A 24,197-nucleotide genomic window follows, 5' to 3' on the forward strand; every position below is an offset into this window, starting at 1 on the left:
AACAATGCGCGGGCGGCCGTCCGCGTCAGAACTGAATAGATGCGCTCGCTTCTGCTCAGGTCGTCAGATCTGCGGAGCAAGCTCAACTTTCGCCATGTGTCGCCGATAAATACGGGTTGGCACCTGAACTATCGGCACAACCTGATGCACCGAACAACAATTGCCGCATGCTTCGTTGCAATCACCGCGCTTGCGGGGTGCGCAACGAAAGTCGTCCAAGTCGAAAACCCGGATCCGCCCTACCAAGGCCCCATCGTGCGGTTGCGGTATGCGCCCGGCCCCTCTGCCACCATCCGGGTTGGCGAAACAACGGCGCTTGAATATGTGAATGCCCGTCGCCAGGAGGCCGGTTTGCCGCTTATTGCGGTCGACGACAAGCTAGCCGAAGCTGCGGCTGCCCACGCCCGCTATCTCGACCTTAATCGGGTTGGCACCCACGACGAAATTGAAGGTAGACCCGGCTTCACCGGCGTGGACGTGATCACGCGGGTGCGGCTGCATACGCCGGCTTATGGCGCGAGTGAAGTACTCGCGGTGTTCGGCGGCCCTCGATCAGTTGAGACACCGGTCGAGGATATTTTTGCGTCACCCTATCATCGAGGCGCGATCCTGTTTGACTGGGCGCGCGCGGGTGAAGCGTCGATCGTCGGATCCAGTTCTGTGACCGTCGTCGATTTTGCGGACATCGCTCGCGCCCTTGCCGACACAGAACTTGTCGCCTGGCCGTACGACGGTCAGCGCCTGGTACCCACCGCATGGGTGAACAATGAGCAGCCTGACCCCATGGGAGCCGACGGTCGATATCGTGGTCAAGTCCTGGGTTATCCCATCACTCTCTCAGGCGGACCGAATGCGCACATCGAGCTGCGCAGCTTCGAGTTGCGGGACCAGCGTGGCAAGAAGGTGCAGTGCAAGATCGCGCCGCTGACTGCGGCGGACGTCGCGCGCAACACCGCCATCTGTACACCCTTTGAACCGCTTCGAACTGGCACGCACTATACAGTGCGTGCGATCGGGAAGGTCACGCAACTGGGCAGCGTCGCGCCCTTCGACCTTACTTGGGGGTTCACGACGCGCGACGACAACGTGAACACGCCGTCGGTCGTCGCGCAGTCCGAAAAGTGAGCAGTCGTCCGACAGCAAGGACGCATGTCCTGAGGATGTACCAACGCAGATCCTCTGTATCCTCTTGCGCCTCGTCGAGAATCAGGAGCTTGAACTTCGTCGGCGCCATCAGCCGGCCTGTTCCTTCCGGTCAAGGTCGTCGAGTTCCGCGAGAAACTCATCCGCATCCTTGAATTTCCCCTGTTCGATGTCCTTCTGACCCAGAGCGAGAATCTTGAGGAAAGCCAGCGTTTGCTGTGTGTCCTCATAGCTTTGCACGTCCTGAACGACGAGCCTGGCTTCACCATTCTGTGTGATGAGCAGCGGCTCGCCGGAAGCCGTCAGATCCTTGACGATCTGCGCTGCGTCGCTTTTCAGGTAGCTGATGGGCTTTACGTGATCAGCAAGGCGCATGAGTGATCCTCCCTTTTTGCCCCATTCAGAGCGAATATCGACCAGATTCGGTTTTATGCCAAGTCCTGCAACAGCTTCAGGACCGAACCGATGCGCTCGCTTCCGTGAGGCCGACCCATCGGCGCCGGGCTATCCCGACAGGGCCGTCCTGAATGTGGCGAACGCCGCCTGTCCCATCGCCACCAGAGCGCTGCGTGCATAGGGCGATGGGTTGAGCGCACCTAAGGTCTCGAGACCTTCGCGTGAGCGTCCCGTCACCGCCTGTGCTATCGCCGATGCATATAAGGTGGTGGTCACCATTCCCTGCCCTGAGAAACCAGCGGCATAGTACAGGCCTGCTTCAGGAGTGAGCAACATGGGCAGGCCGCTGCGGCTCAGGTCACATTGTCCGCCCCAGGCCGACTCGATCTCGATTCCCGCCAGTTGGGGAAAGACCACGCTGATTTCCCGCCGTATGCGAAGGACATTCAGCGCCAACTGGAACTGGACAAGCGCGTCCGCGCCGCCGAACGCGAGCCGGAATCGACCGCTGCCGTCGCCTGCTTCGATCAGCCGTCCATAGTTCATCGCTATCTCGGATGCATCGCAGAAGCACGCGCCGCCCGGTAACAACTCGTCGGCAAGTTCAGCGCTAATAAGCCGGGTGCAAAGAATCAGCGTCTGCACGGGCACAATGGCGCGCGGCAGACCCGCGCCGCGAATCCCCCCGATTCCAGTGGCGATGACGACTTGCGCGGCTTTAACGCTACCGGAGGTGGTTTGCAAGCAGTATCCCCCGGCCGGATCGCGGTTCAAGCCGGTGGCCCGGCATTGCTCGCAGAGTACTGCGCCTGCGGCGCCAGCCAGTCGAGCGACGGCGGACGTGAAAGAGCGTGGATTAAAGTGGCCGTACTGCGGTCCGATGTCATCGCCGCGGAAATAGAGCGCGTTGTTGTAGAGCGGAGAATTAATATGCTTTGCGCGCAAATCGCCGGTGCCGACATAGGTGCCCCAGCCGATTCCGAGCCGCTCGAGCAGCCGTGCTTCCTTTTCGATCCATCTGGCTTGCGAGTCCGATTTGCTCACGAGCAGCAGGCCGGGGTGAAACTCACAACCGCCGGCTGTCGCGGCACGCTGATGCACAGTATCAAGCGCGTCGTGCACGCGATGCCATGCATCGGCTGCGGTCGTTTCACCAAACATCTCGACCAGTACGGACAGCGGGATGTCAAAGCCGGGCCACAGTTGGCCACCGCTGCGCATCGATTGCCCGCCGCCGATCGTCCCCGCTTCGAGAACCGCGACCGTGCGGCCGGCCGCAGCAATTTCGAGTGCTGTGGACAGGCCGAGCAACCCTCCACCCACTACGGCAACGTCCACGGACGCCGGGCAAGATTGCGTGGTGTCAAAGTCGCCGGCACTGTCCTTGTAGCAGGTCGGCGCGGTGTTGAAGTCCGTGCGCAGATCGTTGAGAAACTCTCTGATTGAATGACCCATCTGCCGCTCCGTCACAGCGCGCCCGTGCCCACCGCGGGCCCCGTCCAGTTGGATTCGATCCTGCGCAGGAACGCCGTGTGCCCCAATTGGTAGAACAGCTCGTCTCCGAGCAATACCGGGTTCCAGTCTTCCTGCTCGCGCGGAAGCAGTTTGTTCATCAACTGCGGGTTTTTGTCCTTGAGCATCGAGAACAGGAGATAGATGTTTTCGAGCTGCCAACTGTCACGCTGCCACCCTTCCGGCAGCGTGAGGCCGGCTGGCTTGCTGACCCAGGAGGTGATCACGCTGCGCAGCATAGCCGCGTCGTGATCGTCGCTGTCGAGCCAACGCTGGGCAACGGGCCCGCTCCACGGATTGCTCAGCCAGCTCAATACCTCCTCGGTGACGAGGCCCACGACGCGGCACTGTGCTTCATTGCGTGCATGGAGCTCCAGCACCACGCGGAGAAAGTGTGCATAGTCGTATCCACTCCTCTCGCCAAGGTTGAATGCAAGGTCCACCGCGCCATACCGCACCTTCCAGTTGTCTGGGTCGAGCAGGTTATCGATCAGCCTGGCTTGCGCCGATGGCGGCCACCCCCAAGAGATGTCCGTCAGCGCGGTTGTCACGATCTCGGTCACGTTCCACAACGGATGGGACAGCAGGACCTTGATCGCGTCGAGCGGCCCGTTGCAGCCCTCTCCGTCTTGCGGGAGAGATTTGCTTCTGCACAGTTCCTCCAGGTCGTGACCGAGGCTTTTGATCCGGCTTTCGAGGTCCGTATTAGCTGACAGCAACTGCATCTGGTACGACCTGGCGCCGCCTGGACCCGATTCGAACAATTCCGCGAGGCCTGGGTGTCGGCTGGCGAATTCGCTGTTCCGCAGCTTGTACCCCATGTCCAGGACCTTGCGGTGGTTACCGTAGCACCGCTCACGAACCGCCTCGGGACCAGGGAACGCGTCAGGGCACTCCCGGTATCGTCGCAGACTTTCTTCATTGCGTGCGGCCACGACGTAGCCGAGTTCGAGCACGTCGCAAAGGTGATAGTCCCACTTTGGACGGAACAGCTCATCTGTCAGGTCAGTCAGTGGGTTGGCGTCATCGTGGGCGATCGCATGCGCAAGCAGCAATTCTGTCGCGATCATGCGGTCAGTCGGCGAGGAATAGCCGTCTTTTTCCCCACCGTAATCGCGAATCACGTCAGCTCTGTAGTGTCCCAGACCATGGGTGGAATCCGCTGCGTCCACCTGGGCCGGCTGCGTATCGTCGCCCCATAGGTGCTTCAGCGCATATCCCGCGATTTCACGCAGGTAAGCAACCAGATCGGGTTGTTCCGGCGAGGCGTTTTCGGTCCGCATCCGTTCGAGTTCGTCCTCGATTTCCTTGCGGCGGCTGCTGTCGCGCCAGACGCTGGCGAACGCTTCCCCCCAATCGTGTCGCAGCACGAGGTCTGAGCTCGCGGCGCAGGCGTCGAACGACGTTGCGAGATCGCCCCAGCCTTCTGGTCTATGACTGTATCTAAGCAGGGTGATGAGCACTGCCGTGTACAACCCGGTCAAATAAAGCCGGTGCTTCAGAAAGTTGAATAGATCTTTGCCTTCGATTTGAGGTAACTGCTCGGACCACTGCCGCACCTTTCGCCTGCCGTCCTCGGTGGCCGACACGCTACTGTCGTCCTCGTTCGCTGCGGCTGAGATGGCCGTGGCTATCTCTCGCACCTGCGCTGCGAGGTCGGGCGAGTCCTCGGGCAGCGTCTCCGCCAGCTTGTTGTGTAACTTGATCGCCCCTGCCAGTTCACCCGCGTCGATCAGGTGACTGACGCCGTACCGATCCAGATAGGCTTTCAGATCCGTGCCGAATTCATCTGCGGTGGCCACACTACCCGGGCAATCGAGATAACGTTTAGCCAGCGCGGACCAATGCGCTCGTACCGCCCGGCGCTCGTCTTCATGTTGCCCTTCATAGAGTTCCTCCCTTAGCGATTCGCGGATCTGAGGGTGGGCGAAACCGGAATGATGGCCTTTGTGGGGGATGAGACGCAGCATTGAAGGGGTCACCAGAACGCCGCGCAGACCGCGAAGATATCGGTCCAGCATGGGACGATCGCAGCTCGGTTCAATCTCCTCGTGCCAAAGCTTGCGCCACGCCTCGCGAGCCTTACCATCTCCGTTTCGCAGGCCTTCGTGCATCAACTCGATCGCATCGAGAAACGCGTTGAATGGAAGAGGCTGGTCTGTCCATGCTGCCAGGTAAAGGAGAGCTTTCACGCGGCATGCGATAGCTTCCGCCTCGATGGGGCCTCCATCCGGCAAATTCGGCAGCGTACTCCCCAGATACCTGATCTTCTCCTCGATCTGATGCTTGAAATAGTCGCTCGGACCGGAAGGCAGATCGTCACGATAGCTGTGCTGGGTGTCCCACCTCTTCATGCGCGCCTCAAAGCTGGCCTTGCGTTCATCTGGCCGCTCACTTGCCTCGGAGTCGGGTGAGAGCAGACCAGCCGCGACGATGAAGTACCCTTTCGCTGCCGCGAAAATGTGTTCGCATAAGTCGTGATTGTCCTCCAGCCTCGTGTTGCATTCCTTGTCGATGGTTCTTAGCCTTCTTGCAATGAATCCTTTCAGGTCAGCATTGCAATGGTCCTGATATTCGTGATCCTTGGCGCTTAGATCTTTCTTATCCTCAATCCAGAAATCGATCTTCTTTGAAGGCCACTTGCCGAAACCCATCTCGTTACCCGATCGTAGTACCCAGTCCCGCGTCGTCAGCACTAGTACCACACCCGTGGCCAGATCGCCTGGTAGAAAACTTTCAACGTTGGAGTCGGTGCCCTGGATGGCGAGATGAAGTTCGTCGAAGGCATCGAGCAGTAAGACGATTGGTGCAAAAGCCGGATCGCCCTTCTGTTTCTTCCTATAGAGATTCGAGCAGTCACGAATGAGGTTCGCCATGATTGCGGATGCGGACGCCTCGGCCTCCCCGTTGGCGCGCTCCAATTCTGGTCCCAGACGCGCACGGGTGCACTTGTCAAGCTGTAGCACGACCGTAGGAAGCTCGAAGCTCAGACGGTTGAGCTTACGCTGCTCATTGCGCTCCCGTCGCGCGAACGCCCAGCCGTCGACGTGAAGAGCATCGGGCTGGGACCATATCGCTTGACGCGCCTCGAGCCATTCCCGCGAATTGACGATTCTGGTCCCCTGCCTGGACTGGTCGACAAGGCCAAGCGAGAAGGCCGTTTTTCCCCAGCCCATCGGGGCTCTTAGCGCAAGGACGCCACAATGTTCCCTCTGCCGGGTGACCAAGTCTCTGACGCCGTGCTTCAGTTCGGTGACCAGCCACTGACGCGCTTCAAACTCCTCTTCGCTGTAACTGACCTGGAACGCTCCGGGACTATTCAGTTCGGCGCGCACATCAGGCCAGGCTCCGAAGCCGAACAGCTGAACCGGATAAGCATATTCCGCCTCGGTCGTGGCGATCTGGCTTTTGATCTCGTTGGCATCATCAGCGGACGAGAAATCCACGAGCATCATGGTCGGGCACCGCGGACGCCACTCACGCAAAGCGACGCGATGTTTCTCGACCTGGCCGATATCCCACCGAAACCAGCGAGTGGCAAACGCGGCGAATTTGCCTGATAGCACGCCGATGAAAGCCATGCCCCTGCTCATCAACAAACCGGCGATTTCCACGGCCCTGGTACGTAGCGCATGGCTCCGGACAGGGTCGCTCACCGCTTGCCACAGCTGGCGACGAATCCGGGGAGAATCCAGTTGCTTCGGGAGCTGCGTCTCCAAACCGAAAGCCTCATCCAGAAAGAAGTAGGATTCTCTCGCGCGCTCGTTGATCTCGCCCAGCACCTCACGGTCTTTTCCGGAAAGGCCGAAGAACGCAATGCGTGGCCAGAAACGGATCCACGCGAGAACGAACATGATGGTCGATATAATAAGATTCGAAGAATTGACTTGCAGATGCAGAACAACGCTTAGATCCGAAAAAAGAGTGTGCAGCTTGAAAACATCCGCGATGTCCTTGGTAATTTTATCTATGCTGTTCCGCGGGAAGTGTTGAATCAGAACTGCATAAATCGCATTGCAAGCATTCAGAGAAACAAAGAATACAAACAACGAGAATGCAACCCTACCGAATTTCATCAGTAGACTATCGATTTTTCTGTTATTGATCTGCGATGGTTTTCTCTTGTCTGCCATCTTCGGGTCGCCCAGGTGTTGATGCGGGGTCCAGGTCTTTTTGTATCGCGGATCACATGCGCGGTAGCGTCCAGTATCACTGCCGGAAAGGCATCACCACTGTGCGCTAACGTACATATGTTGTCCGAATTATGTGCACGCGTAGAAGATTCGTCTCGACTGCCTGTCACGTTCCGCCCGGCTTGCGCATTTGCCCGAGCGCGCGCTCACGCGTTGCGGCGGCCTCCTGCACGAGCCGGTAGGCAACGTAGTACTTGAATACGTTGCGCACGTACGTCGTCGGTTCGATGCCAATTTTCTCGGCGACTATGATCTCGACATTGTTGAACCACTTGTCGGGATCGAGACCGCGCGCCGCCGCTTCCTTGCGCATCCTGGCGATGTTTGCGGGTCCTGCGTTGTAGCTCGCGAATGCGAAAAGCGAGCGGTCCCTATCGGAGAAGTGTGCGTCCGGAAAATAGCGGGACATCAGGACGTCGAGATACTTCGCTCCGGCATGGATATTGGCTTCCGCCACTCGAATATCGCCGACCGCGAGTTCCTTGCCGGTCGCTGGCATGAGTTGCATGATCCCGATCGCACCAACGTGACTGCGCGCATTCTGGTCTAGCTGGGACTCCTGATAACCCTGTGCCGCAAGCAACAGTGGATCGAAGTGGTACTGCGCGCCGTATTTCTCGAACAGGGCGATTGTCTGCCTGAACCGTTTCAGATCCTCTGAGTCCGCATTGTTGGAGATCTGCTTGATGCGCTTCATTTCCTGCTGGAGACGGACTTCCGTGACACTCTGCTTCTTCACGTAATTCAGGTAGAAGTCGCTGATCGCCTCCTGGAGCCGGGGGCTCTTCAAACGGATCGCCCAACCGGTATAGCCTGCGTCACGCACCGCGATGTCGTTGTGCACGACGATTCCAGGCAGTATCTGCGCCCATATCTTTGCCTTCCAGTCGTCTACGACGAGGATCTGGAGCAGCCCGACATTGAGCATCTCCATCGCGTCCTCGTCCTCGAGTGCATCGGGCAGCGGAACGAGCTTCACCGGGGCTTTGCGCTCCTTGAGAAAACGCGCGTTGAGCGCCTTCAGGCTCTCGTAATAGCTGCTGCTGGGTCGGACATGGACCGCCTTTCCGCTGAGATCGTCGAGCTTCGCGAGGGCTGGCGACTTGGGCCCGGTCACGACCACCTCGCGTACGGGTTTCCGGTCACGCGGCGCCACGAAGTCGACCTGCTTCAGGCGGGTCTCGGTGACCGTCAGATTGCCCGCGGCGATGTCGCCTCGGCCCGCTATGAGCCCCGGGAGCAACTGGTCGCGAGTTGTCGGAATAATGACCACGGTGAGCGGACGCTTGCCGAGCGTTGATTGGTATTTCTTGTTCACATAGCGCTCGAAGTCGCGCATGAGGCCGGCAGTCAGCCCACGCTCGTGACCTTGGTCATTGATATAGAGTGTTCGACTGTAGGGAACCAGTACACGAATCAGACGCCGGTCGAGCATCGCGTCGAAATCGCCCGTCCGCGGTTGATTGCCCAGATCGATACGGCGCGCGCCGGGAGCCGACGCGGGGGTAGCTGGGGATGCCGGGAGGGCGGCCGAGGCGACCGGCTGCGCCGCGGCACCTGGGGCGGCGAGGCACGTCGACGGATTGACGGCCATGCCTGAGCAAAACGCCGCGATGAACAGCAACGTTTGAATGATGCGCATGATAAAAAGGCCCTGCTGCTACAGCCGGCGGGCGATGCAAACGTCGGTGGTCTCCGGCGGTGTGCCAATCGCGGTGCCGTGCTTAAGCATAGTGCTTCGTACGGTCTCTTGCGCGCTCAAGTCGATCGGCGCAATTCCCCTTGTCTTTTCGCATCGGGGACATAGGGAAAAAGCGCGGCAGCTGGCCTCGTAGTCAGACCTGCCGCGCCCTCACACTTAGTGCCCCGCATAAATTGAATGCTCGCCAGGGTAGGCCGCAACCGGCGCGCCCGAATCCGCGCTGCCCTTCATCGACACGCCGCCAACGGCGGCACTTCCCGGCGCAGCATTCTGAGCCTGCTGTTGCGCGACGATGGCCTCGGCACGTTGAATGTCGGCAGGATAGTAGGGATCCGAAGCCGTAGGCCGATAACCCGCCTGCTCCAAACGAACGAGATCGGCCACTACCTGGGCGTGCGTCACCGGCGCGTTGGCGGTCTGTGCGAACGCGGCAACGGGCGCGGCCAGCGCGCAGGCAACGAGCATTGCGGAAACGAGTGCTTTCATGATGTTCACCTCTCGATGAATGGCCGCTGCATCGAAAGTGATGCCGCTTCAGCCGCCCTCGGCGATGTCGCGAAGGTTGACTGGATTCTGGTCGCGCGGCGCTGACCCAAAGCTGACCCGTTGATTACGAGTTCGTTATCTGGGCGCCACGCCAGAGATGACAGATCCGTAATATCGAGGACAGCACCGGGTAAGCGCGCAATCCCGATACTTGCTCCAACCCCGCCGCCTCAGGCGCGGCCCTCCCTGCCTCAACCCGGACAAGTCATGTGGATCGTCAAACTGGCTCTCAGACGGCCTTACACGTTCATCGTGCTCGCCGTGCTGCTCTTCATCCTCGGCCCGCTCGCCGTCATGCGCACTCCCACGGACATTTTTCCGAACATCAACATTCCCGTAGTCAGCATCGTCTGGAGCTACAACGGCTTCTCCGCCGAGGACATGGCGCAGCGCATCACCTCGAACTACGAGCGCGCCCTCACCTCGGACGTGGACGACATCGAGCACATCGAATCGCAGTCACTCAATGGCGTTTCGGTCGTGAAGGTGTTCTTTCATCCGGGCGCGGACATCAATCGCGCGATTGCCGAGGCGGCCTCGAATTCCGCGTCGATTCTGCGCATCCTGCCGCCGGGCACGCTGCCGCCCAACATCATCACGTACAACGCCTCGACGGTGCCCGTGCTGCAACTGGGCCTGTCCAGCACGACATTGCCCGAGCAGTCGCTTTACGACCTCGGCAACAGCTTCATCCGCACGCAGCTCGCCACGGTGCAAGGCGCGGCCGTGCCGCTGCCCTACGGCGGCAAGATTCGACAGATCATGGTGCAACTCGACCCGAAGGCGCTCCAGGCGAAGGGGCTCGCGCCTATCGACGTCGTGAACGCCGTCAACGCGCAAAACCTGATCTTGCCTGGCGGCACCGCGAAAATCGGCTCGCGCGAGTACAACGTCGAGATGAACGGCAGCACGCAAACGGTGGCTGCGCTCAACGATCTGCCCATCAAGACCGTGAACGGCAGTGTGGTGTACGTGCGCGATGTCGCGCACGTGATCGACGGTTACGCGCCGCAAACCAATATCGTGCGCGCCGACGGCAAGCGCGCCGCACTGCTCACGGTGGAGAAGACCGGTAGCGCCTCGACCCTCACGATCATCGATCAGGTCAAGGCGATGCTGCCGAAGATCGCAGCGGGCTTGCCTCACGCGCTCAGGATCACGCCGCTCGGCGATCAGTCGGTGTTCGTTAAGTCGGCGATCACGGGTGTGGTGCGTGAGGCGCTCATCGCCGCGTGCCTCACCGCCGCGATGATCCTGCTCTTTCTCGGCAGCTGGCGCGCCACGCTCATCATTGCGGTGACGATTCCGCTTGCGGTGCTCACGTCGCTCATCGCGCTTTCGACGCTCGGCGAAACCATCAACATCATGACGCTCGGCGGGCTCGCGCTGGCCGTCGGCATACTCGTCGACGACGCCACGGTCGCAATCGAGAACATCACGCACCATCTCGAACGCGGCGCCCCGCTGCACGACGCCATCCTCAATGGCTCCGGCGAGATCGCCGTGCCGACGTTCGTCTCGACCCTCGCGATCTGCATCGTGTTCGTGCCGATGTTCCTGCTCTCCGGCGTCGCGCGCTATCTGTTCGTGCCGATGGCCGAGGCGGTGGTGTTCGCCATGTGCGCCTCATACTTCTTCTCGCGCACGCTGATTCCGACGCTCGCGATGTATCTGCTGCGCGCGCGCTCCCGGAACACTGCACCTAAGCGCGGCATAAGCGGTGCGTTGACGCGCTTCCAGGCGGGCTTCGAAAAGCGCTTCGAGGCCCTGCGCAACGGCTATCGCGCGCTTTTGCAGGCCGCCATCGCGCAGCGCCGCCGCTTCGTCGTGCTCTGGCTCGCGCTCTGTCTTGGCTCGCTCGTGCTGTTGCCGTTCACCGGTCGTGACTTCTTTCCGGCGGTCGATACCGGCGAGATCCGCCTGCATCTGCGTGCGCCCACCGGCACGCGCATCGAGGAAACGGCCCGCATCACTGATGAAGTCGAAGCGAAAATCCGCAGCGTCATTCCGCCCGCCGAACAGGCCGCGGTGCTCGACAACATCGGCGTGCCGGTCAGCGGCATCAACCTCACCTACGATTCCTCGGACCCAATCGGCCCCGAAGACTCGGACATCCTCATCACGCTCGCACCGAAGCACAAGCCCACCGCGCAATACGTCGCGAAGCTGCGCAATGTGCTCGACGCGGCCTTTCCGGGCGTGACTTTCGCGTTCCTGCCCGCCGACATCGTCAGCCAGATCCTGAACTTCGGCCTGCCCGCGCCCATCGATGTGCAGATCGTCGGCAACAAGCTCGCGCAGAACCGGCTCGTCGGGAACCACCTGCTCGATGAAATGCGCGGCGTGCGCGGGCTCGTCGACGCGCGCATCCAGCAGCCCGGCGACGAGCCCACGATCAACGTGAACGTCGATCGCACCAAGGCCATGCAGGCCGGCCTCACGCAGCGCGACGTTGCCCAGAACCTGCTCATCGCGCTTTCCGGCAGCTCGCAGACCACGCCAAATTTCTGGCTCGATCCGAAGAACGGCGTGAGCTATCCGCTCATGGCCGAGGTCCCGCAATACGACATCCACTCGCTGCAAACGCTCGCCAATATTCCGGTGACCACGCAAGCGGTGTCGGTCAACCCGCAGAACCAGCTAGGCACGCTCGGAACCGTTTCGCGCAGCTCGCAGCAGGCGGTCGTCTCGCACTACAACGTGCAGCCCGTGCTCGACATTTTTGCGTCGACGCAGGGACGCGACCTGGGTGGCGTCGCCTCGGACGTGAACCGCCTCGTCGATGCCGCGCGGGCGCAGTTGCCGCCGGGCTCGTCGATCGTCATGCGCGGCCAGGTGCAGTCGATGAACGCCTCGTTCAGCGGCCTCGCCGCAGGCCTCGTGTTCGCGATTGCGCTCGTCTACCTGCTGATGGTCGTGAACTTCCAGTCGTGGCTCGATCCGCTCATCATCGTGAGCGGCCTGCCGGGGTCACTGGCTGGCATCGCATGGATGTTGTTCGTCACGCAAACCACGCTCAGCGTACCGGCGCTGACGGGCACGATCCTCTGCGTGGGCATCGCGACGGCCAACAGCATTCTGGTCATCAACACGGCGCGCGAGTCGCTCGCCGCCGGTATGGCGCCGCTCGCCGCGGCGCTCGACGCGGGCTTCAATCGCTTTCGCCCCGTGCTGATGACGGCGCTCGCCATGCTGATAGGCATGCTGCCGATGGCGCTCGGTCTCGGCGACGGCGGCGAGCAGAACGCGCCGCTTGGGCGCGCCGTGATCGGCGGTCTCGCCATCGGCACGCTTTCGACCCTCGTGTTCGTCCCCGTGGTCTTCGGCATGGTGCACGGCTGGCTCGCAAAGCGCCGCGCCGCGCGCGAGGCCAAGGACGACGCGCGCGCCGATGCAACCGCTCTCGTTGAATAAGGATCCCCGATGAACCCGCAAATCCCGTCCGAGGATCGCGACGCCGAAGCACAGCAAGCCGTGCGCGCCGGATCCACAGCACGTCGGACAGCAATCGCCGTCGGCCTCGCCGTGGCGTTGCTCACCGCCGGCATCGTGCCGCGCCTCGAAGCCCGCACGGCCCAGGCACAACAGCTCGCGACGCAACGTGAGCTGATCGTCTCGACCCTCGGACCTACGCGCGCGCCGACGACCCAGGATATGCTCCTGCCCGGCTCGATCACGTCCTGGGCCGACGCGTCGATCTATGCGCGCACGAGCGGCTATGTCCAGCACTGGTACGCGGATATCGGCGCGCACGTGAAGGCCGGCCAGACGCTCGCCGAGATCGACACCCCCGAGCTCGACGCGCAGCTTCAGCAGGCGCGCGCCGACGAAGCGACTGCCGAGGCGAACTATCGCTTCGCGAGCAGCACGTCACAGCGCTGGCAAACGATGCTGCAGACGCAATCGGTCTCGCAGCAGGACGCGCAGGCGAAAACGAGCGACGCCGCCGCGAAGCTCGCCACGCTCCAGGCGGCGCAGGCCAATGTGGCGCGTCTGCAGGAGTTGGTTTCGTACCAGCACGTGACGGCGCCCTTCGACGGCGTCATCACGGCGCGCAATGTGCAGGTCGGCGCGCTCGTCACGGCGGGCGGCACACCCGGCCTCGCCACGATGCCGGGCGAGCTGTTCCACATCGCCCAAACCGACCGGCTGCGCATCTACGTCGACGTTCCCCAGGACGACGCGAGCCTCGTCGCACCCGGCACGTCGGTGTGGGTGACGACGCAGCAGTATCCAGGCCGCCGCTTCGAGGCTAGCGTCGCGCGCAGCTCGAACGTGATCGACCCAGTGAGCCGCACGTTGCGCGTGGAAGTCGATGTGGACAATCACGACGGCGCATTGATGCCCGGCGCCTACGCGCAGGTGCATCTCGCGCTCACCACGGCGACGCCCGCGCTCGAACTGCCCGCAAGCGCGCTGCTGTTCCGCCCCGACGGCGTGACGATCGCCGTGGTGAACGGCGAGGACAAGGTGCAGCTTCGCAAGGTCACCATAGGCCGCGACTTCGGCACCTACGTCGAGGTCGCCACGGGACTCGCAGCAACCGATCGGGTGATCGACAATCCCGGCGACGCCATCGCCAGCGGCCAGAGCGTGCGCGTGGCGGCAACGCCCGTCGCGGGCAGCAAAGCTTAGGCGGTGAGGTCCGACATGTTCGACAGCCCTTTCACCTCACTGCGAAAAATCGTCGCCGTAGGCACACTGGCCTCGCTCGCGGCGTGCACCACGCTGCCGCATTACAGCGTGCCGTCGGTCGAAGTGCCCGCTCACTATGCGACGCAATCGGCCAGCTCTGGCTGGGCGCTCGCTTCGCCCGCCGATGCCAACCCGCGCGGTCCCTGGTGGACGCTCTTCGGCGATAACGAACTCGACCAGCTCGAAGCGCGCGTCGACGTGTCGAACCAGACCGTTCGCCAGGCCGTCGCCAACCTCGAAGCCGCGCGCGCGATGATCGATTACCAGCGCGCGGGCTACGCCCCCACCGTCACGGCTGGCGTGGCGGCGCAGCGTTACCGCACCTCGCAGAATCTCATCGACCATTCGCTCGCGGGCAAGACGGTTCCCGACTATTCGGTGGGCGTGACGGCAAGCTGGGAGCCGGACCTCTTCGGACGCGTGAAGGACGCCACCGTCGAGGCGCATGCCAACGCGCAAGCCAGCGCGGCCGATCTCGAGTCGGTGCGCCTTTCGGTCGCGACCCAGCTTGCTACGGACTACTTCGATTTGCGCACGCTGGATCGCCAGAAAAGACTGCTCGACGACACCGTGACGGCCTACGCCGCCGCGCTACGCATCGTGCAACAGCAGCTCGCCGACGGCGCGATCGACGCCTCTGCCGTCGCTCAGGCGCAAACGCAGCTCGAAAGTGCGCGCACGGCGGACAGCGACGTCGACGTGCAACGCGCGCAGCGCCAGCACGCCATCGCGACGCTGATCGGTGTGCCCGCCTCGTCGTTCGTGCTGCCGGCGCAAGTCGAGCCCGTCGTCACGCCGCAGATTCCGGCGGGCGTGCCCTCGGCGCTGCTCGAAAGACGTCCCGACATCGCCGCGGCCGAGCGGCGCGTGGCGGCCGCCAATGCGAGAATCGGCGAGGCGCGTGCCGCCTTCTATCCGGACCTCACGCTCTCCGCGTCGGCCGGGCTCGAAAGCACGTTCTTCGCGCCGTGGCTCACGGCACCGAGCCTCTTCTGGTCGCTCGGCTCGCAGCTCGCGGGCACGCTGTTCGACGGTGGCCGTCGCGACGCCACGCTCAAGGGCGCGAACGCGCAATACGAAGCGGCGGTGGCCGGCTACCGGCAGACCGTGCTCACGGCGTTCCAGCAGGTCGAAGACAACCTGAGCGCGCTGAACACGCTCGCCGGCGAAGCCGACAGCCAGCAACGCGCCACGGCCGCCGCGCAACTCTCGCTCAAACTCACGACCAATCGGTACCAGGCGGGCGCGGTGGACTATCTCGACGTGGTGACGGCCCAGAGCATCGCGCTGACGAACGAGCGCAACGAAGAGCAGATCGCGGGGCGACGGCTCGATGCGAGCGTGCGTCTGCTCCAGGCGCTGGGCGGCGGATGGGATCGCGCGGCTTTGGCCAACCTCAATGCGACGCCTGGAGCCGCGCGAACGTCAGGATGAATCGCGTGCCCGCCGCATCGCTTTCCGCGCGCGCCGAACCGCCGTGCAGGCCCATGATGGTGCGCACGATGGCAAGCCCGAGCCCGGCCGAAGCGCCGGTGCGCGGTTCGTTGTGCCGCGAAGCGTCGGCGCGATAGAAGCGGTCGAAGATGCGCTCCAACAGGTCCGCGTCGATCGGCGCACCCGGATTCGTCACGGTGACTTCGACCGCCGCTTGCGTCTCGCCAACGCTCATCGTGATCTCGCCGCCACACGGCGTATAGCGCAACGCATTGGCGAGCAGGTTGCCGACGGCGCGCCTGAACAGCTCCTTGTCCGCGCGCAGGCGCCCCCGGCCCTCGACGCGAATATGGACGCCCGCCTCGTCCGCGAGACCTTCGAAATAGTCGGCAATCTGCGCGAGCGCCTCCCCGGCGTCGAACTCGGCGAGCGTCGTCATGAACTGCGGGTGCTCCGCGCGCGCAAGAAATATCACGTTCTCGATCATGCGGGAAAGCCGTTCGCACTCTTCCAGATTCGATTCGAGCAGCGCCTCGTATTCGGCGGTGCTGCGCGTGCGCGTCAGCGCGACTTCGGTCGCGCCGCGCAGGTTGCCGAGCGGCGTGCGCATGTCATGCGCGAGATCCGCGGTGTATTGCGACATGCGCTCGAAGCCGCCGTGCAGACGGTCGAGCATCGCGTTGAGCGATTTCGTGAGTGCTTGCAGCTCGCTCGGCGCGTGCTCGATTTCGATGGGCGTATCGAGCCGGTCGACCGTGACCGTGGCGGCCCGCGCCGCCATCTCGCGCAGCGGGCGCAGCGACTCGCGCACCAGCAGCCAGCTCATGATGAACGCGAGCAGCATGCCCGCGAAGCCGAACGCGTAAAGCCGCTCGCGATAACGGTCGAGCAGCAGCCAGCGGTCGGTCATGTCACGCGCGACGACGATCGTAACCGGCGTCCCGTCGGTAAGCGTCGCTTGCGTGGCGAGTCCGCGCACCGGAACGCCGCGCACGTTGTGCCACTCCACCACGTCGCCTTCGGTAATGCGTTGCGTGGAGCCGAGGCGTCGCGCGAGCGCGGCCTGCGGAAACGCCGCATCGGCGATGCCTTGCGTGTTGTGCTCGACCAGCTGCATGCCAGCGGCGTCGAGTATCTCCATGGAAAGCGGGGAATTGCCGAGCACCTGGCTCGTCAGTCGCTCGGCGTGCCCGCGCACGTCCTGCACGCTCTGCAGTTCCTGCGCGAGGCGGCGCGTATGCCGCGAGATCAGGACGATGTCGAGATCGTCCTGCCGCTTGACCTCGCGGCCGAGCGTGAAATAGAGCGTGCTACCTACCAGCGCGAACACGGCCAGCGTCGTGCCGGCGAAACTCAGCGCAAGGGTGGCGGTGAGCGAACGCACGGCCATCAGGCGGGCTCTCTGATTTCGGCTACATAGCCCACGCCGCGCACCGTGTGGATCAGCTTGACGGGAAATTCGTCGTCTATCTTGGCGCGCAGGCGGCGAATGGCGACTTCCACGACGTTCGTGTCGCTATCGAAGTTCATGTCCCACACGTATGAGGCAATCTGCGTGCGCGTGAGCACTTCGCCCTGGCGGCGCACCAGCAGCTGCAGCAGCGAGAATTCCTTCGGCGTGAGGTCGATGCGCGCGGCGCCGCGCTTCACGCGCCGGCGCGTGACGTCGACTTCGAGATCGCCAAGCGTCAGCACATCGCTTTCGCGCGGCGGGCCGCGCCTCGCGAGCGTGCGCACGCGCGCGAGCAGTTCGACGAACGCGAACGGCTTGACGAGGTAGTCGTCGCCCCCCAGCTCCAGGCCTTTTACGCGGTCGATGACGTCGTCGCGCGCGGTGAGGAACAGCACGGGCGTAGTGTGCGTGGCGCGTAGCGTCTTGAGCACCGTCCAGCCGTCCATGGAAGGCAGCATCACGTCGAGCACGATCACGTCATATGCCTCTTCCTTCGCGAGGATCAGGCCTTCCGCGCCGTCCGGCGCAACGTCAACCGCGTAGCCGGATTCCTCGAAGCCCTTCTTCAGGTAGGCACCCGTTTTCGGCTCGTCTTCGATCACGAGAATGCGCATCGCCGTTCAACTTTTAGTGTGTCCGGTACTCCGTCGCTGCGGCTCCTGAAGCCCGGACTACCATCGGGTTCCGTTACTTCACGGTCAACGCCAAGGCGAGGCGGATGTGAGAGACGACTGACGTTTCGTCGTTCGGTGTTACCCAATGAACCCGGCGCGCGCCCTTCGACGCGACGCCGGGAACCGCGCTCAGTGGGCGCCGGCCGGAAACGATAGGGTCGCGCGCGCGCTGCCGTTACCGCGAACGTGCACGGTCTCCTTTCTGGTCACGCCGCTGTAAGTGGCAGTGACCGTATAGCGCCCTTGAGGCAGCCGCACGAACAGGTACGGCCCCTTGGAAGTGGTATCAAGCACGGTCGTGCCGCCAGCTTTGGCAATCTGCACCTGGACGTCGGCCAGATAGCCCGCATCGGGACCGGTGAACTGCAGCGACAGCGGCCACTGCCTGCGTGCCTGCCGCATTGCAGTCCACTCGTCGTGACCGACTCCGCCCGTCACGAACGATATGTCGCCTTGCTGCTGCGTCGCTGGCATGCCGGTTGTGTGGATCTCGCTGGCGGCCTGTGGAGCGGCGGTCTGCGCCACTGCGCTGCCTGCCTGAGCGAGCGCGAACGCCGCGACAAGCATGGCCGACGCGATCCGGGGAGCGTTGCGTTGCATTTCCATCGTGACTGCTCCTTACAGTAATTGCCGACTTTGGGCGAAACTGCGTGCCCGGACCGTCGGACGGAAGAAGGCTTGCGATAGGCCGGAAACGCATCGCGCTCCCGGTAGCGCCCGCTCGCGCGGGCAGCAGATCCGCCGAGCGCGCGCAGGCCTGACGACTGGCGGGATAAAACACGTCAATTTGGTTTGGAGCCTCCATGAACTGGAGTTGGCGGTCCGCCTCCCGTTGAAGTCTCGGTTTGGGCTGGGGGCACGCGTGGCATGCGGATACCCGCGAAGGCGATCGCCACTGTCAGCAGTGGACTTAACACGCAAAATACGGCGAAGGGTGCGTAGCTGAGTGTCGACACGCCAAGGGTCACTGCCATGTACGCCCCGCAACTGTTCCAGGGTATCAGCGAGCCCGTGGTCGTGGCCGAATCACCCACGGAACGCGACAATACGATGGGCGCGTAGCCGCGTGCCGCGAATGCAGTTTTGAACATCCGGGCGGGCAGCACGACTGCGATGAACTGGTCCGCCGTGACGATGTTCGTCGCAATGGTCGCGAGGACCAGGGAGCCGACCAGCGCTCCACCGCTCTTCGCCCAACCGACTACCGGAGTGATGAGGCGTTCTATCACCCCGCACTTCTCGACCACCCCTCCGAATGCCAGTGCCGTGATGATCAGCCAGATGGTATTCAACATGCTGTCCATACCGCCGCGAGTGAGGAGCGTATCGAGCACTGGATTTCCGGTCGTAGACTTGTAGCCGCTCGCAAGCGCCAGCCAGACCCCTTTGAGCAGCGCGATCGGGACCGGCACGCCCTCTCGAGCTGAGGCAAATGCGATGACTCGCCCGGGCTCGACGAAAACGGCAACCAGGCCGCCCGCCAGTGCACCAAGAAAGATGGTGGTAAAAGGCGGCAGCCTGAACAGCGTCAGCGCGACGACAAGAACGAGCGGCAGGAACAGCACCGGCGATATGTAGAACGCGCTCTGCATTGCAGCAACCTCGGCGCTCGCATCGAATTCGCCGGGGCGGCCAAGCAGATAAAACACAGCCAGCGTGACGACAATCGCGACGAGTGATGTCAGCAGCGTCTCACGCACGTGGTGATACAGATCAACGCCCGCGGCAGCGGCCGCAAGGTTCGCGGAGTCGGAAAGCGGCGAAGACTTGTCGCCGAAATAGGCGCCGGAAATCACTGCACCGGCCGTGATGGCCGGGCTCAGACCCATGCTCTGCGCAATGCCCATCAGGCCGATTCCGATCGTGCCCGCGACAGTCCACGATGTCCCAATGGCGAACGAGATCAACGCGCAGATTCCACAAGCCGTGACATAAAAGTAGTCCGGACTCAGCAACTTCAGTCCGTAATAGACCATGGCGACGATCGTGCCGCAGAGCGCCCACGTGCCGATCAGCGCGCCGACCGCCAACAGGATGAGAATCGCGCCAATACCGGAACTGATGCTTGCATTCGCGGCCTCTCCCAGCGACGCGAGCGAATGACCACGACGCCAGCCCACAAATACGGCTAGCATGGCCGCCACGACGAGCGCCACCTGGTTCGGCCCGTTCGCACCGCCATCGCCGAACAGGTAGAAGGACACCCCGACGAGAAAAACGAGGCCAGCGATCGGAATCAGTGCTTCGAACATCGTGACCGGCTGGGGTGAATCGCGCCGCTTCATCGCCATGCTCCGTTTGTTTGTCCGGCAGTCCCAACGTTGCCATACAGAACCCTAAGACCCGGCGATGGCGGTTCAGGCGGGCTCGCCGTTGCTTCAAGCATAGGAAAGAATCATTGCTGCGTGAAGACGAGCCGGAACCGGGCGCGTCAGGCGCACGGGTTGCGCGGCACCCATGCGGCAAGCCGATGAGGAGTGCCGCGCGATCAACCTGGAACATAACGATGTGCTGCGACGGTTGCCGGCGAAATAATGCGCATAGTATTCGCTTGCGATGCATGCATACGCGCATGGGCGATGCGGGTGAAAATCGTTATCTAATGCCACACGCGTCCTGAATAAGCCCAAGGAATTCTATAAACGCGATGGCCACGAAAATCCGCACACCGCTACGTAAAAATTACTCCATGTGCCGATTTGGAATTCGGTTATTTTATGTAAAATGCATATTCCGTCGTCTCGCCCTTCGAATTCCCGTTATCAAACGTCCACTTTACGGTTAAAACTGGAATTTTAGCGTCATCTTGATTAATCTGTTTCGAGTGCGCCTGAAGCAATACAAGGGGTCGAGCCTGGAACTGAAGCCTGGTTTCTTATAGCGCTCATACTCGGGGCCGAGGTTTTACCAGCCGCTTCTCCGAATTCAAGGTTTTGGTGCGGTCATTATCGAGTTGTTTTCTCAAGCCGGCCTCCGTTCGTTAATTATCCTCTTTAAAAAAGGGCCCCAAGAAGGCGCTGGGGATCAACGGAAGAGAAAATTTCGCAAAACAGGAAGTAAATCAATTTATATATTTTTCCTTCGGACCGCACCTGTTTGAGATTGGCGAAGGACAAATCAATCTCGGCAAACATATTTCAGTTGCAGCGTTTCGAATTAGTCCGTTGTCCGGTGGGGTTGTTATGAGACCGTTCACGCGTTCAAACCAGGCGACATATTCGAGTCTTTTGCCGTTTCGCTGGTTGCCTCGACGGCAACTGACGGTGAAGTTGACCCGGATGATTGAGACTCCCGGATCTGCACCTGGATCTGACAAGTTCATCAGGCGCCGAAGAAACGCCAGGAAATCAGTCGGGGCTGAAGTCGTGCTCCTTGTCTTCGGAGCGATGCTGGTTCCCAGGGTCGGCTTCGCTCAGTCGAATCTTCACATTGACGGCAATGCCACGGAGACCGCGGCCGCCGGGACGTCGTCGTTTGCTACCGTCGTTGCGGGATTCAATAGCGGGACAGTCGGTGGAGTTCCGGGCGGGACATTCATCGTTCCGGCCGGTGCAAACGTCATACTCAGCGGTATCCATATCGGCCAGGCGGCTGGGAGTACCGGGCTCGTCGAAGTGAATGGCGGGTCGATCAGTACGACGAACCCCCAATCCCAGTACTACATCGGCTTTAACGGCTCCGGAACGTTCACGGTGAGCAACGGCGGTACTGTCACCGGCCTCTCTCAAAGCTACGTCGGTTACAACTCGGGCAGCAGCGGTGTGCTCACAGTCGATGGCCACGGGTCTCAGTACACGAACACGGGCTTCTTCGTCCTTGGAAACGGCGGCCCCGCGCAACTTAACGTGACCAACGGCGGCGCGGTCTCCAGTCCGGGGGGCACGCTGCAGATCGGGGGCAGCTCGACTGCGACTGCGCTTGTGAGCGGAACCAATAGCAGCCTCAGCGCTGGAACCTTTCTAGGCGTCGGTGTCAGTCCTGGCAGTGTCGGCACTCTGACGATTACCGACGGCGGCATGGCCACGAGCGGAAGCGGAACCTATCTCACCTTCAACGGCGCCTCGGGTAGCGTGCCCGCTTCGACAGGAACCATCACTGTGTCGAACGGCGGACTGCTCACTTCACCGCTTCTCGTGGTCGGCACCAGGGGCCCCGCGGATCTGGACATCCAGTCCAACGGCGCCGTGACGATCAGCGGGAGAACCATCGTTGGCGCCGTCGCTGGGTCGAGTTCGCTCGAGGTCAGCGGTCCGGGCGCGACCCTCAACGTGCAAAACGACCTGATCGTGGGTGGGCAGGGTAATGGAACGATGACGGTCTCTAATCAGGGAACCGTCAACGTGACGGGCAGTGGCGGCACATTCATCGCGGGGCAGTGTGGCGCAGGACTGACATCTTTCTGTAGCACGCCGATTCAGGGAGGTTCCGGCACCGTCACGGTTACCGACTCCGGTTCGGTGCTGAACGCGGGCACGTCGCTCACTGTCGGTCAGTTTGGCCCGGGGACGCTGACCATTGAGAACGGCGCAGAGGTCGTAGCGAACGCCGTCTCCGTTGCGGAGAATGCCGGCTCTGTCGGGACGCTGAATATTGGCGCCCCCGCCGGCGCGGCACCGGTCACGCCGGGCACACTCGATGCCCGCACGCTGACGTTTGGCGCCGGTACGGGCACGCTCGTGTTCAACCACAACAACACGAGTGGCAACTACGTGTTCCCTGCCGCCATTACCGGCACTGGCACGGTCAATGTCCTGAGCGGCGAAACGGTGATGACCGGCGCAAGCACGTATAGCGGCCCGACCACGGTCGCCGGCGGCGTCCTGGCGGCGGGTGCCGCCAACGTCTTCAGCGAGAATTCGGACTACACCGTCGAGTCTGGCGGAACGATGGATCTGCGCGGCTTCAACCAGCACGTGGCGAGCGTTGTCAATGCGGGCCTCATTCGCGTCTCCGGCGATCCGGGAACCGAGGCGATCGCGCACAACTATGTCGGCCAGAACGGCACGATTGCCCTCAGCGCCTACCTCGCCGGCGACTTTGCGCCCTCGGACAAGCTCATCCTCGACGGAGGCACGGCCACCGGTACGACCAGGATGCTGGTCACCAATTCTGGCGGTCCTGGAGGGCTGACGGTATCCGACGGCATCCCGGTTGTGGAGGCAATCAACGGCGGCAGCACGGAGGAAGAAAAATTCACGCTCGCCCATGAAGTGCGCGGTGGCATGTTCACCTACTATCTTTTTCGGGGAGGGATGGCCGGCTCCGAACCCGAAGACTGGTTCCTGCGCTCGGATATGGTCATTGAGCCGGAGTCTGAGGAACCTGGGCACCCTGGGGAGTCTGGGGTGACGGAAGAGCCTGCGTTCCCGGACGTTGAAGAACTTCCGCTCAATCCGCCGCCGTCCGTCCTGCCTCCAGGCTTGTACCCGATCCTGGGGCCGGAGATTGCCACCTACTCGGTCGTGCAACCGCTCGCGCGGCAACTGGGCCTCACCATGCTCGGCACGATGCACGAGCGCATCGGCGACACGCTCACCGACGCCGGGGGCGGCACGGGCAGCGCAGGGCTCGCCCACTCGGCCTGGGTCCGGATGTTCGGCCAGCAGGTCGACAACCGCTACCAGACCTATACCGATGCCCGCGCGCACGGCCAGGTGCTTGGCGTGCAGGCCGGCCTGGATGTGTGGCGCGGCAGTTTCCTGCCCGGCCACCGCGACGCAGCCGGGGTCTATTTCGCGTACGGTAACGGCAACGTCGACGTGGACGGCCTCGTCACCAACGCGGATGCGACCGCCTATGTCTTGAGCCACACCGGCAAGGTGAACCTCAACGCGTATTCGGGCGGCGCGTACTGGACCCATTACGGCCCGGGCGGATGGTACATCGACGCGATCCTGCAGGGCACCTACTACAACGGCGACGCGACGACACAGAACGCCCGTCTGCCGATCTCAGGATCCGGGTTCGCCACGTCGCTCGAAGCGGGTTATCCGTTCAGTCTGCCGCTTGGGCCGGGCTTCGTGCTCGAACCCCAGGCGCAGATCATCTGGCAGCATGTCGGGCTCTCGGAGGACAACGACGGGCTGGGCCCGGTCGATCCGGGCTCGACCTCGGGTGTCAGCGGGCGGCTCGGCGTGCTCGGGGAGTGGACCATCGAGCGCACCAACGGACAGCTGTGGCAGCCGTACGTGCGCGCCAATCTCTGGCGCGACTGGGGAGCGGGGGCGACCACGACGTACTCGGGGGTCGACCATGTACCGCTCGCCCAGCAATCCACGCGCATGGACTTCGCCGTGGGCGTGACCGCGAAGCTCGACACGCGCATGAGCCTGTACGGGCAGTTCGGCTACCAGTTTTCGATCAACGATTCGGCGACGGGTAGCCACAAGGGTGTCTGGGGCGACATCGGATTGCGGTACACGTGGTGACATCGCGCAGTCAATATGACG

Annotated in this window: 14 protein-coding genes; 5 read left to right on the plus strand and 9 right to left on the minus strand. The window is 62.5% G+C overall.

The features are described 5' to 3' along the window. Positions 1-39 precede the first annotated feature (39 nt). Entirely contained in the window at positions 40-1,125 is a 1,086-nt protein-coding gene (locus L0U81_RS25195; RefSeq protein ID WP_233806897.1) for a CAP domain-containing protein, read from the plus strand. A 108-nt stretch (positions 1,126-1,233) separates the two neighbouring features. Here L0U81_RS25195 and L0U81_RS25200 read toward each other — a convergent pair whose 3' ends face one another. From L0U81_RS25200 to L0U81_RS25220, 5 genes are all read right to left on the minus strand, one after another. Next, the gene (locus tag L0U81_RS25200) at positions 1,234-1,518 is read right to left on the minus strand and encodes a type II toxin-antitoxin system Phd/YefM family antitoxin (RefSeq protein ID WP_233806898.1); all 285 of its coding nucleotides are present in this window, start codon (positions 1,516-1,518) and stop codon (positions 1,234-1,236) included. Between the two features lie 129 nt (positions 1,519-1,647). Continuing rightward, positions 1,648-2,994, minus strand: coding sequence for an NAD(P)/FAD-dependent oxidoreductase (locus L0U81_RS25205; RefSeq protein ID WP_233806900.1), 1,347 nt, complete (start codon positions 2,992-2,994; stop codon positions 1,648-1,650). 11 nt (positions 2,995-3,005) lie between these two features. Further along, on the minus strand, positions 3,006-7,184 hold the full coding sequence (locus tag L0U81_RS25210; protein WP_233806902.1) for a hypothetical protein: 4,179 nt from the start codon (positions 7,182-7,184) through the stop codon (positions 3,006-3,008). Positions 7,185-7,350: 166 nt separating this feature from the next. Beyond that, complete coding sequence (locus L0U81_RS25215; protein ID WP_233806904.1) at positions 7,351-8,886, minus strand: transglycosylase SLT domain-containing protein; 1,536 nt, start codon at positions 8,884-8,886, stop codon at positions 7,351-7,353. Positions 8,887-9,102: 216 nt separating this feature from the next. Continuing rightward, positions 9,103-9,432, minus strand: coding sequence for a DUF4148 domain-containing protein (locus L0U81_RS25220; protein WP_233806906.1), 330 nt, complete (start codon positions 9,430-9,432; stop codon positions 9,103-9,105). 267 nt (positions 9,433-9,699) lie between these two features. On the opposite strand from L0U81_RS25220, the gene L0U81_RS25225 reads away from it, so the two are divergent. From L0U81_RS25225 to L0U81_RS25235, 3 genes are read left to right on the plus strand one after another with little or no spacing between them, the layout of a single operon-like run. Beyond that, complete coding sequence (locus tag L0U81_RS25225) at positions 9,700-12,906, plus strand: efflux RND transporter permease subunit (RefSeq protein WP_233806908.1); 3,207 nt, start codon at positions 9,700-9,702, stop codon at positions 12,904-12,906. Between the two features lie 9 nt (positions 12,907-12,915). Then, positions 12,916-14,127 carry an efflux RND transporter periplasmic adaptor subunit gene (locus L0U81_RS25230; RefSeq protein ID WP_233806910.1) on the plus strand — a complete coding sequence of 404 codons (1,212 nt, stop codon included), beginning with the start codon at positions 12,916-12,918 and terminating at the stop codon, positions 14,125-14,127. Between the two features lie 15 nt (positions 14,128-14,142). Continuing rightward, positions 14,143-15,621 (plus strand): efflux transporter outer membrane subunit, encoded by a 1,479-nt coding sequence (locus L0U81_RS25235; RefSeq protein ID WP_233806911.1) that lies wholly within the window; start codon positions 14,143-14,145, stop codon positions 15,619-15,621. On the opposite strand, the gene L0U81_RS25240 is transcribed toward L0U81_RS25235, so the two are convergent. The 4 genes from L0U81_RS25240 to L0U81_RS25255 all read right to left on the minus strand — a co-directional run bounded on the left by L0U81_RS25240 (position 15,584) and on the right by L0U81_RS25255 (position 20,033). Next, on the minus strand, positions 15,584-17,011 hold the full coding sequence (locus L0U81_RS25240) for a heavy metal sensor histidine kinase (RefSeq protein ID WP_233806913.1): 1,428 nt from the start codon (positions 17,009-17,011) through the stop codon (positions 15,584-15,586). The genes L0U81_RS25235 and L0U81_RS25240 overlap by 38 nt on opposite strands. Then, positions 17,011-17,688, minus strand: a complete 678-nt coding sequence (locus tag L0U81_RS25245) for a heavy metal response regulator transcription factor (protein ID WP_233806915.1) — start codon at positions 17,686-17,688, stop codon at positions 17,011-17,013. The genes L0U81_RS25240 and L0U81_RS25245 overlap by 1 nt, the downstream gene beginning before the upstream one ends. A gap of 189 nt (positions 17,689-17,877) precedes the next feature. After that, entirely contained in the window at positions 17,878-18,354 is a 477-nt protein-coding gene (locus tag L0U81_RS25250) for a carboxypeptidase-like regulatory domain-containing protein (protein WP_233806917.1), read from the minus strand. Positions 18,355-18,530: 176 nt separating this feature from the next. Next, complete coding sequence (locus L0U81_RS25255; RefSeq protein ID WP_233806919.1) at positions 18,531-20,033, minus strand: Na+/H+ antiporter NhaC family protein; 1,503 nt, start codon at positions 20,031-20,033, stop codon at positions 18,531-18,533. Between the two features lie 993 nt (positions 20,034-21,026). Between L0U81_RS25255 and L0U81_RS25260 the strand changes: the two genes are divergently transcribed. Then, on the plus strand, positions 21,027-24,176 hold the full coding sequence (locus tag L0U81_RS25260; RefSeq protein WP_233806921.1) for an autotransporter outer membrane beta-barrel domain-containing protein: 3,150 nt from the start codon (positions 21,027-21,029) through the stop codon (positions 24,174-24,176). Positions 24,177-24,197 lie beyond the last annotated feature (21 nt).

It is taken from the genome of Paraburkholderia sp. HP33-1 (genome assembly GCF_021390595.1).
In the GTDB taxonomy this organism is placed as follows: Bacteria; Pseudomonadota; Gammaproteobacteria; order Burkholderiales; family Burkholderiaceae; genus Paraburkholderia.